Raw genomic sequence first — 10,128 nt, 5'->3', positions numbered from 1 at the left:
TTAAAAGAAATAGTTTATTTTTGAAATATCAATATCAAAAATCAAATGTTTAAGACCAGAAGAGAAATTGTTTTTGTAATTTTAGCAGGAATATTTATAACCAATGCCGTTGTGGCTGAGTTAATTGGAGGAAAGCTAATTCAAATTGGCCCCTTTGTTATGAGTATAGGAATCTTGCCTTGGCCAGTTGTATTTCTAACTACCGATTTGATTAATGATTATTTTGGAGAAAAAGGCGTAAAAAAACTTTCGTTCATAACTGCTTGCCTAATTGCTTACGCTTTCTTGATACTTTTTATGGCAATCACTATTCCAGCTGCAAAAGGAATCAGTCCCGTAAATGACGATCAGTTTCAGGCAGTATTTGGACAGAGTATGTGGATTATTGTTGGAAGTTTAATTGCTTTTATGGCTTCTCAGCTCATTGACGTTTGGATATTTTGGTTTTTCAAAAATAGAACTGGCGAAAAGAAAATATGGCTCCGAGCAACAGGCTCTACCGTAATTTCGCAATTATTTGATTCGTTTATTGTATTAGGGATTGCTTTTTGGCTTCCCGGAAAGATCGATTTTGACACCTTTATATCTTCCGGATTAATAGGTTATACTTTTAAACTTGCAATAGCTATTTTATTAACGCCTGCAATTTATCTAGGCCACCATCTAATTAAAAAATATCTAGATGGAGACCCTGCTCATAAAAAATAAAAAAAAACATTTAGGTCATGAAAAAAAATTATCTACTTATTTTATTCTCTGTTACCTATCTATTTTTAAGCTGTGGCAATGGCGAAAAAAAACAACCTAAAAAAGTCATTCAAGCTGTCAATAAATTGACACCAGTTGGCACAAAAGTGAGTCCTAAAGTTGCTCCAAAAAGTACTACTGCACCAAAAGAATTTGACTCAAAAAAAACTATTGTCCAAAAAAAAACTTTTGCAATCAAAAATCCGATAGAAATTAAAACGGTAAGTTCTCAAACGGAAAATAATATTGCGAATCCACCCGTTTCTATAAAAAAAGAAGTCAATGAGGAATTATTAAATTTTGTTAATGTTCGCAAAATCTTAGCAAAATGCAAAATGGGCCAGACTATAACCCAAAAACAGCTAACAGAGCATTTTGAAATTCCTGAAGAAGCTGTCAAACTAGTAAAAAGTGTAACCAAAACAGCCGAAAATGAGCTGGCGGTAAAATGGCAATCTACTTGGCTTGTTGAAAGAGTTTCTGATGCCGAACTTGAAGACGGCAAAATGAAAGTGGTTTTTAAAGCCAATAAAATGTATACTTCTGGAAATGCAATTGGCATTAAATACAATAGAAAAATCTATACTAATTTGGTAATTGTTGGACGTTCTGCTTACATTCCGAGTGTAAAAGGATATAGTTGGCAAATTGGAAGGTAAAAACCATTCATTTCTAGGATATCCTTAAATTAATTTTATAAATACAAAAGCTTGGTTATCATTCATTTTAAATAGTAAAAAACCTACAAAAATGATTGTTAAAGTAAGAATTATTCTTAATTTTGTAATTATATCAACAATTAATTTTTTACATTAAAAATGAAAAAACTAGCTATTTTATTTATTTCAGCAGGACTATTACTATCATGCAGCAGTAATGACAATGATGAAAAAAGTTCTGACAAAACGTTATCGCTTACTGGAAAATGGGAGCTGACAAAAAGAGGAAACATTTTAAATGGTTCTGAACTTCTTTTAACCATTACCCCTGAAGGTGGATGCAACAATGATCAAATCGAATTTTTAGAAAGTGGAGATTATAAGGAATTACAATATGAATATACAAATTCAAAATGTAAAGAATATAATAATGATGGAACATGGTCACAATCAAATAATATCTTAAAAACTAAAGACATTCTAAACAATGAAATTACTTATGAAATATTGAGATTGGATGGGACAACATTAAGACTAAAAATCACAAAAGGTAATGATAATGCAGTTTATGCTCTAACTGAATATACAAGAAAATAATTATTGCAATCAACAAAATTAAACCTCAGTTCAAAAAATGAACTGAGGTTTTTTTATATTTGAAAATAAAAAATGGAACCAATAAGATGCAGCTGGTGTTCTGCCAGCGATTTATATAAAAAATATCATGACGAAGAATGGGGCGTTCCCGTTTATGACGACCCTACTTTATTCGAATTTTTAATTTTGGAAACTTTCCAAGCTGGTTTGAGCTGGATTACAATTTTAAATAAAAGAGAAAATTTTAGAGCTGCTTTTGATTATTTCGATTATAAAAAAATGGCCAATTATTCTGAAGATAAAATCGAAGAGTTAATGCAGAATACTGGAATTATTCGAAACAAATTAAAAATTAAAGCCGCTGTTTCTAACGCTCAAGCTTTTATGAAAGTCCAGGAAGAATTTGGAACTTTCTCTGATTATATTTGGAAATATACTGGCGGAAAACCGATCGTCAACAATTTGAAAAATTCAAAAGATGCTCCCGCGACTACTCCACTTTCAGATGAAATTAGTAAAGATTTAAAAAAAAGAGGCTTTAAATTTGTGGGTTCGACCGTTATTTATGCTCACATGCAAGCCACCGGAATGGTCAATGATCATGTGGAAGATTGCTTTACGAGAAAAAAATAATTTTCAGTCGCAGTCGCAGTTTTCAGTTTTTTTTGAACTTGAAATCTGAAACTTTAAACTTTCAAACAAAATTTTATTACATTTGCTTCACACTTTAGGGGTGTCTACAAAATTGTAGGCTGAGATTTTACCCTCTGAACCTGATCTAGTTCATACTAGCGTAGGGAAAAGTAAGATGACTTCTGCGCGCATTTTTATGCGTTCTTGTAGCCATTCCTAAGGTGTATCTATACACTAAACTCAAAAAGGAATGGAACTTAAAATCAATCAACAAACTAAAAAATTCAATGCTGAATCGCTAAGCGTTCAATCATTGCTCGATCTCGAAATTCCGCAAAAGCAAAACGGAATCGCTGTTGCTGTCAACAATACTGTTGTTCCAAAACTCAAATGGAACGAATTCTTTGTACAAGAAACCGACGAAATTTTAATTATTTCTGCGACTCAAGGCGGTTAAATTGTTATTTATCAACCACATGTAGACGCACTACACGCTTCTCTACAATTTACATATTACATCTCACATTTTACAATATACAAGCTATGACAACAGAAGAACAAATATCCAGAACACCTTTTCCGAATTCTAAAAAAGTATATATCGACGGTGAAATTCATCCTATAAAAGTAGCAATGCGTGAAATTACTTTGAGCGACACCAAACTTTCAAATGGCGGAATTGAGAAAAACCCTCCAGTAACGGTTTACGACACTTCGGGAGCTTACACAGATCCGAATATTGAAATTGACATTAGAAAAGGATTGCCACGCTTACGCGAAAGTTGGATTCTAGACCGAAATGATGTTGAAATTCTAGAAGAAATAACTTCAGATTATGGCTTAAGCCGATTGAAAGATGAAAGCTTAAATCATCTTCGTTTTGAATATTTACATCAGCCAAAACGAGCTAAAAAAGGTACAAACGTAACACAATTGTATTACGCTAAACAAGGCATTATCACTCCAGAAATGGAATATATCGCGATTCGTGAAAATCAGCGAATAGAACTTTTAAACGAACAAACCAAAGCTATGCAATGTCAGCATGGCGGAAATAGCTTTGGCGCAAACACTCCAAAAAACAAAATCACTGCAGAATTCGTTCGCTCTGAGGTGGCTTGCGGAAGAGCTATTATTCCAAACAATATCAATCATCCAGAAAGCGAACCTATGATTGTTGGTCGTAATTTCTTGGTAAAGATCAATGCTAATATTGGAAACAGTGCTGTGACTTCGAGCATTGAAGAGGAAGTCGAAAAAGCCGTTTGGGCTTGTCGCTGGGGAGCTGACGCGATTATGGATTTATCCACAGGAAAAAACATTCACGAAACCAGAGAATGGATTATTAGAAATTCTCCGGTTCCAATTGGAACTGTTCCAATTTATCAAGCCCTAGAAAAAGTAAAAGGAATCGCCGAAGATTTAACTTGGGAAATTTTCCGCGATACATTAATTGAACAAGCAGAACAAGGTGTTTCCTATTTCACGATTCATGCTGGAGTTTTGCTTCGTTACATTCATTTAACAGCAAATCGTGTTACAGGAATCGTTTCGCGAGGTGGATCAATAATGGCAAAATGGTGTTTATTTCATCATAAAGAAAACTTCCTATACACACATTTTGAAGAAATCTGCGAAATCATGAAACAATATGATGTTGCTTTTTCTCTTGGAGATGGTTTACGTCCAGGTTCCATTGCAGATGCGAATGATGCTGCTCAATTTGCCGAATTAGAAACTTTAGGCGAATTGACAAAAATTGCTTGGAAACATGATGTTCAGGTTTTTATTGAAGGCCCAGGGCACGTACCAATGCACATGATTAAAGAAAACATGGACAAACAATTGGAACATTGCCATGAAGCGCCATTTTATACTTTAGGGCCTTTAACCACTGATATTGCGCCAGGTTACGATCATATTACTTCGGCAATTGGGGCAGCTATGATTGGCTGGTACGGCTGTGCAATGCTTTGTTATGTAACGCCAAAAGAACATTTAGGTTTACCAAATAAAAAAGACGTAAAAGATGGCGTAATCACTTATAAAATTTCTGCTCATGCTGCCGATTTGGCAAAAGGTCATCCGGGAGCACAATATCGCGATAACGCATTGAGTAAAGCCCGTTTTGAATTCCGTTGGGAAGATCAATTTAATTTGGCCTTAGATCCAGATACTGCGAGAGAATTCCACGACGAAACGCTTCCTGCGGATGGCGCAAAAGTGGCACATTTTTGTTCAATGTGCGGGCCAAAATTCTGCTCAATGAAAATATCTCAAGAAATTAGAGATGTTGCGACTGCAGAAAAAGGAATGCAGGAGAAATCAGAAGAATTTATTGAGCAAGGAAAAGAGATTTATATTTAAGTGAAAAGACAATAGAATCAAGAAGAAAGATATGATTGTGATTACAAATCCTTTTTTTATTGAAGATGAAATTCAAATTCTTCATTCTTTGTTGGAAGAAGGATTGTCTTTGCTTCATATTCGAAAACCTAATTTTTCGGAATTAGAAATGGCGCAATTTATTCATCAGATCAAATTAGAATTTCGTACTAATCTGGTTTTGCACAGTCATCATCAGTTAGCTGAAGATCTTGGTATTGAGCGATTTCATTTTTCTGAGAAAGAGAGAAAAGAATTTCCCGAAAGGTTTCCAAAACCTTGCAGGTTTGAATCTGAATCAATTTCAACTTCAACGCATTCTATCGAAGATTTTAATTCGTTAGCAAATGAATTTGATTATGCATTCTTAAGTCCTGTTTTTAAAAGTATTTCGAAGGAAGATTACCATCCGGAAATGGATCTTTTTGAGGCATTAAAGTCAAGAACAAATCAACACACAAAAGTCATTGCCTTAGGCGGAATTGATGCCGAAAACATTCAAAAAACACTTGAAAACGGCTTTGATGATGTTGCTCTCTTAGGAAGCATTTGGAATAACAAAAATCCATTAAAACAATTTAAATTATGTCAACAAATCGCCCTTTCGCACTCACAATTGCAGGTTTAGATCCTTCTGGAGGAGCTGGAATTTTGGCCGATATCAAAACATTTGAGCAACATAAAGTGACTGGTTTTGCGATTTCTACAGCCAATACAATTCAGACTGAAAATCAATTTTATGAAATTCAGTGGACTGATTTGAGTTTTGTTATTCGTTCTATCGAAACGCTGTTTTTAAATTATAGAATCAGCGTTGTAAAAATTGGAATTGTGTCTTCTTTACCTGATTTAAACCGAATTGTTTCGACTATAAAAATGCTTTCTTCTTCAACAAAAATCGTTTGGGATCCTGTTTTAAAATCGACCACAAAATTTGAGTTTATGAATATTGAAGATCGTTTAGATTTAAATAAAATACTGTCAAAAATCGATTTGATTACGCCTAATTATCATGAAGCTGAGATTCTATTTCCAGATTTTACTTCTAATAAAAATAGATTTTCAACAAACATTTTATTGAAAGGCGGACATAACAAAAAAGCCTTAGGAACAGATCTTTTATTTCTAAAAAAGGAAGCATTAGAATTGCTTCCATCAGAAAAAAAATGCTTTGAAAAACATGGTTCAGGCTGTGTACTTTCTTCTGCAATTGCTTCGAATTTAGCTTTAAATCAGACATTAAAAGAAGCCTGTAAAAACGCTAAAATCTATATCGAAAATTACTTGAGTTCAACATCAACTTTAATCGGATATCATTATGTATAGCAAACTTCAATATATCTCGCAAGGCGAAACTATCGAAAAACAATTGTATAATATTCATCAAGCACTCGACGCCGGATGCAATTGGGTACAAATGCGTTTTAAAAACCAAACACAAAAAGATGCTTTCACTTTAGCGGAAGCGGCAAAACTTTTATGCGAAAAGTACACAGCCAATTTTATTGTAAACGATGATTTACATCTTACTAAAGAAATTGACGCAGACGGTATTCATTTAGGTTTAGCCGATACCAAAATCGACGAAGCAAGGACTTTTTTAGGCATTTCAAAAATAATTGGAGGTACTGCAAACACTTTTGAAGACATTGAAAATCACGTTAAAAATGGTTGTGATTATATTGGATTAGGCCCTTTTAGATTTACGAATACAAAAGAAAAATTGAGTCCGATTTTAGGATTATCTGGCTATTTTGATATTCTTCAAAAATTGAAAAAAAATAAAATTGACATTCCTGTTTATGCTATTGGAGGCATTACATTAAGAGATGTAAATCCATTAATGGAGACTGGGATTCATGGAATTGCCGTTTCTGGAATTATTACCGAAAGTGATGAGAAAGAAAAATTAATTCAACAACTAAACGAAAAATTATATGCAAACATCATTGTTTAATATAGGAGACAAAACCTTTAAATCACGTTTGTTTCTTGGAACGGGAAAATTTGGTTCGAATGAAGAAATGGAGCAAGCGATTTTAGCTTCAGAAAGCGAATTGGTTACTGTTGCCTTAAAACGTATCGATCTTGAAACTGATACAGATGCCATTTTATCGCATTTAAAACATCCAAATATCAATTTATTGCCCAACACTTCAGGAGCAAGAAATGCCAAAGAAGCTGTTTTTGCCGCACAATTGGCTCGCGAAGCTTTAGAAACTAATTGGGTAAAACTCGAAATTCATCCTGATCCAAAATATTTAATGCCCGACCCTATTGAGACTTTAAAAGCGACAGAAGAATTGGCTAAACTCGGTTTTATTGTACTTCCATATATTCACGCCGATCCTATTTTGTGCAAACATTTAGAAAGCGTAGGGACATCGGCTGTCATGCCTTTAGGCTCACCTATTGGAAGCAATAAAGGTTTAAAAACGATCGATTTCCTAGAAATTATTATCGAGCAAAGTACTGTTCCCGTTATTGTGGATGCAGGAATTGGAGCGCCTTCTGATGCTGCAAAAGCAATGGAAATTGGTGCAGATGCTGTTTTGGTAAACACTGCTATTGCCGTCGCCGGAAATCCGAAATTAATGGCTGAGGCTTTTAGAGAAGCTGTAATTGCAGGCAGAAAAGCTTTTGAAGCTAAAGTTGCCAATCAGCAGAATTATGCTTCTGCTTCTAGTCCGTTGACTTCTTTTCTTTATGAATAAAAATTTTGTTTCACGCAGATTTTGCAGATTTAAGCAGATTAAAAGTTGATTTTTATTTATTGCTTAATCAATAAATTTTCGCTAAAAACCATTTATCAAAAAAGAAAGAAAATTCTTTATTTTTGAATTTTAATTAAAATCAAAAATAATGACTGAAAATGAAATATCATATCTAGTGCGAGGAGCAATTTTTAAAGTATATAATAATCTAGGACCAGGATTATTCGAATCTGTCTACGAGAGTGCCTTATTTTACGAATTAGAAAAAGTAAATCTAGAGGTCAAAAAACAAGTAGAAGTTATCATAAATTATGAAGAAATAATATTAGATGCTGCTTTTAGACTGGATTTACTAGTCGAAGATAAAGTAATAATTGAATTAAAATCTGTTGAAGAATTAGCGCCAATACATTACAAACAAATTGCAACTTATCTTCGATTAGCTAATAAAAAACTAGGCTTACTTGTAAATTTTAACACGCTTAATATTTTAAATGATATTAAAAGAGTTGCCCATAAAATATAAAGAGCACGGCATATCGATAAATTAAAAATCAATTTTTAATCTGCTTAAATCTGCAAAATCTGCGTGAAATAAAAAACATATTCATATGAATACTTTCAAATCTATTTTCGAGCAATATAATTGGGATGAAATCCAATCCAGAATATATAAAACCACATCAAAAGATGTCGAAAGAACTTTGGCTAAAGCCAAATACAATCTCAATGATTTTTTGATTCTGATTTCTCCTATCGCTCAAAACTATTTAGAACAAATGGCACAAAAATGCCATGAAATCACAAAAAAGCGCTTTGGAAAAACGATTCAAATGTATGCGCCACTTTATCTGAGTAACGAATGCCAAAACATTTGCACCTATTGTGGATTTAGTTTAGACAATAAAATCAAAAGAAAAACACTTTCTGATTCTGAAATAAGACTTGAAATGGAAGCTTTAAAAAACGCTGGTTTTGATCATGTTTTATTGGTTACCGGCGAAGCGAATTATACAGTAAATATCAATTATTTTCTAAATGCGATTAACTTAATTAAAGAAGATTTTTCGATTATTTCTGTTGAAGTTCAGCCCCTTTCTACAGAAGATTATCAGCGTTTACATGAAGCTGGTGTCTATTCGGTTTTGGTTTATCAGGAAACATATCATCAGGAAGTTTACAAAAAATATCATACCAAAGGCAAAAAATCTAACTTCGATTATCGATTGGAAACTCCTGACCGAATTGGAACTGCTGGAATTCATAAAATTGGTTTGGGCGTTTTATTAGGTCTAGAAGATTGGCGAACTGATAGTTTTTTCAATGCTTTGCATTTAGATTATCTGCAGAAGAAATATTGGCAAACTAAATATTCCGTTTCTTTTCCGCGTCTTCGACCTGCTGAAGGTATTATCGAACCGAATTTCATTATGGACGATAAAGATTTGACACAATTAATTTGTGCCTACAGATTATGGAATGAAGATTTAGAAATTTCGATTTCGACGAGAGAAAATGAGAAATTTAGAAATAACATTATTCCAATTGGAGTTACAAGTATGAGCGCAGGTTCTAAAACAAATCCTGGTGGCTATGTAGTTGATCCGCAATCTTTGGAACAATTCGAAATTAGCGATGAACGTTCTGCTGAAGAAATTTCAAAAATCATAAAAAATGCAGGCTATGAACCAGTTTGGAAAGATTGGGACAAATCATTTAGTCATAAAGTTGGAAAGTCGAAAGTCATAAAGTCTTTTACTTAGACAAATACTTTTTCGACTTTTGACTTTTGACTTTAAAAACTTTAAGACTTAAAAAATGAGTATTATTCAAGAATTCCTTCGTTACAACAGACAAACTATTCTTCCTGAAATTGGTGACGAGGGTCAGGAAAAACTAAAAAAAGCACGAGTTTTAGTAATTGGAGCAGGCGGATTAGGCTGTCCAATTTTACAATATATTGCAACTGCCGGAGTTGGTTTTATTGGAATTATGGATTTTGATACTATTGAAATTCATAATCTTCACAGACAGATTTTATATACTGAAAATGAGATTGGCCAACACAAAGCAATTGTTGCAAAAGAAGTGGTTTCTAAATTAAATCCGTTGATTGAAGCTGTGGCAATTAACGAAAAAATTACAGCAGAAAATGCATCAAAAATAATTGAACAATATGATATTGTTGTAGATGGGTCTGATAATTTTTCAACTCGTTATTTAGTCAATGATACTTGCATTGAATTGAAAAAGCCTTTTGTTTATGGAAGTATTTTAAAATTTGAAGGACAAATTGCTGTTTTCAACCATAACGGAAGTAAAAATCTTCGCGATTTGTTTCCAGAAATGCCAGATCCAAAAGATGTCCCAAATTGTAATTTAAATGGTGTTTT

The 10,128-nt window shown here is 33.3% G+C and carries 13 protein-coding genes and 1 riboswitch; all 13 genes read left to right on the top strand.

The annotated features are described in order from the left end of the window. Nucleotides 1-45 precede the first annotated feature (45 nt). The gene (locus B3J44_RS16125) at nt 46-708 is read left to right on the top strand and encodes a queuosine precursor transporter (RefSeq protein ID WP_198854529.1); all 663 of its coding nucleotides are present in this window, start codon (nt 46-48) and stop codon (nt 706-708) included. A gap of 17 nt (nt 709-725) precedes the next feature. Further along, nucleotides 726-1,406 carry a hypothetical protein gene (locus tag B3J44_RS16120; RefSeq protein WP_286969660.1) on the top strand — a complete coding sequence of 227 codons (681 nt, stop codon included), beginning with the start codon at nt 726-728 and terminating at the stop codon, nt 1,404-1,406. A 159-nt stretch (nt 1,407-1,565) separates the two neighbouring features. After that, entirely contained in the window at nt 1,566-2,003 is a 438-nt protein-coding gene (locus B3J44_RS16115) for a lipocalin family protein (protein ID WP_286969658.1), read from the top strand. Between the two features lie 72 nt (nt 2,004-2,075). After that, nucleotides 2,076-2,636, top strand: coding sequence for a DNA-3-methyladenine glycosylase I (locus B3J44_RS16110; protein ID WP_286969657.1), 561 nt, complete (start codon nt 2,076-2,078; stop codon nt 2,634-2,636). 86 nt (nt 2,637-2,722) lie between these two features. Next, nucleotides 2,723-2,820, top strand: a riboswitch (TPP riboswitch). Nucleotides 2,821-2,886: 66 nt separating this feature from the next. Continuing rightward, a complete protein-coding gene (thiS, locus tag B3J44_RS16105) occupies nt 2,887-3,093 on the top strand; it encodes a sulfur carrier protein ThiS (RefSeq protein ID WP_286969655.1) in 207 nt (68 codons plus the stop codon). Nucleotides 3,094-3,179: 86 nt separating this feature from the next. After that, a complete protein-coding gene (gene thiC, locus B3J44_RS16100; RefSeq protein WP_286969653.1) occupies nt 3,180-5,003 on the top strand; it encodes a phosphomethylpyrimidine synthase ThiC in 1,824 nt (607 codons plus the stop codon). A 31-nt stretch (nt 5,004-5,034) separates the two neighbouring features. After that, a complete protein-coding gene (locus B3J44_RS16095; protein ID WP_286969652.1) occupies nt 5,035-5,649 on the top strand; it encodes a thiamine phosphate synthase in 615 nt (204 codons plus the stop codon). After that, nucleotides 5,607-6,347 carry a hydroxymethylpyrimidine/phosphomethylpyrimidine kinase gene (locus B3J44_RS16090; protein WP_286969649.1) on the top strand — a complete coding sequence of 247 codons (741 nt, stop codon included), beginning with the start codon at nt 5,607-5,609 and terminating at the stop codon, nt 6,345-6,347. Before B3J44_RS16095 ends, B3J44_RS16090 begins: the two co-directional genes overlap by 43 nt. Further along, complete coding sequence (locus B3J44_RS16085) at nt 6,340-6,978, top strand: thiamine phosphate synthase (protein WP_286969648.1); 639 nt, start codon at nt 6,340-6,342, stop codon at nt 6,976-6,978. Before B3J44_RS16090 ends, B3J44_RS16085 begins: the two co-directional genes overlap by 8 nt. Beyond that, nucleotides 6,959-7,735: a thiazole synthase gene (locus tag B3J44_RS16080; RefSeq protein ID WP_286969646.1), complete on the top strand. Its 777-nt coding sequence runs from the start codon at nt 6,959-6,961 to the stop codon at nt 7,733-7,735. Before B3J44_RS16085 ends, B3J44_RS16080 begins: the two co-directional genes overlap by 20 nt. Nucleotides 7,736-7,883: 148 nt before the next feature. Next, complete coding sequence (locus tag B3J44_RS16075) at nt 7,884-8,261, top strand: GxxExxY protein (protein WP_286969645.1); 378 nt, start codon at nt 7,884-7,886, stop codon at nt 8,259-8,261. An 85-nt stretch (nt 8,262-8,346) separates the two neighbouring features. After that, nucleotides 8,347-9,498: a 2-iminoacetate synthase ThiH gene (gene thiH / locus B3J44_RS16070; RefSeq protein ID WP_286969644.1), complete on the top strand. Its 1,152-nt coding sequence runs from the start codon at nt 8,347-8,349 to the stop codon at nt 9,496-9,498. 55 nt (nt 9,499-9,553) lie between these two features. Further along, a partial coding sequence (locus B3J44_RS16065) for a HesA/MoeB/ThiF family protein (protein ID WP_286969642.1) occupies nt 9,554-10,128 on the top strand: 575 nt, incomplete at its 3' end.

The sequence above is a fragment of the Flavobacterium sp. UBA4854 genome (assembly GCF_002399805.1).
In the GTDB taxonomy this organism is placed as follows: domain Bacteria; phylum Bacteroidota; class Bacteroidia; order Flavobacteriales; family Flavobacteriaceae; genus Flavobacterium; species Flavobacterium ginsengisoli.
Note: the sequence above shows the minus strand (reverse complement) of the source record. Positions and strands in the feature narration are given on the sequence as shown.

What these genes read in the sequence shown, in the direction of transcription:
- B3J44_RS16075 (WP_286969645.1), top strand. Translation starts at nt 7,884, where the DNA reads ATGACTGAAAATGAAATATCATATCTAGTGCGAGGAGCAATTTTTAAA.
- B3J44_RS16095 (WP_286969652.1), top strand. Translation starts at nt 5,035, where the DNA reads ATGATTGTGATTACAAATCCTTTTTTTATTGAAGATGAAATTCAAATT.
- B3J44_RS16110 (WP_286969657.1), top strand. Translation starts at nt 2,076, where the DNA reads ATGGAACCAATAAGATGCAGCTGGTGTTCTGCCAGCGATTTATATAAA.
- B3J44_RS16085 (WP_286969648.1), top strand. Translation starts at nt 6,340, where the DNA reads ATGTATAGCAAACTTCAATATATCTCGCAAGGCGAAACTATCGAAAAA.
- B3J44_RS16115 (WP_286969658.1), top strand. Translation starts at nt 1,566, where the DNA reads ATGAAAAAACTAGCTATTTTATTTATTTCAGCAGGACTATTACTATCA.
- B3J44_RS16080 (WP_286969646.1), top strand. Translation starts at nt 6,959, where the DNA reads ATGCAAACATCATTGTTTAATATAGGAGACAAAACCTTTAAATCACGT.
- B3J44_RS16125 (WP_198854529.1), top strand. Translation starts at nt 46, where the DNA reads ATGTTTAAGACCAGAAGAGAAATTGTTTTTGTAATTTTAGCAGGAATA.
- B3J44_RS16090 (WP_286969649.1), top strand. Translation starts at nt 5,607, where the DNA reads ATGTCAACAAATCGCCCTTTCGCACTCACAATTGCAGGTTTAGATCCT.
- thiC (WP_286969653.1), top strand. Translation starts at nt 3,180, where the DNA reads ATGACAACAGAAGAACAAATATCCAGAACACCTTTTCCGAATTCTAAA.
- thiS (WP_286969655.1), top strand. Translation starts at nt 2,887, where the DNA reads ATGGAACTTAAAATCAATCAACAAACTAAAAAATTCAATGCTGAATCG.
- B3J44_RS16120 (WP_286969660.1), top strand. Translation starts at nt 726, where the DNA reads ATGAAAAAAAATTATCTACTTATTTTATTCTCTGTTACCTATCTATTT.
- thiH (WP_286969644.1), top strand. Translation starts at nt 8,347, where the DNA reads ATGAATACTTTCAAATCTATTTTCGAGCAATATAATTGGGATGAAATC.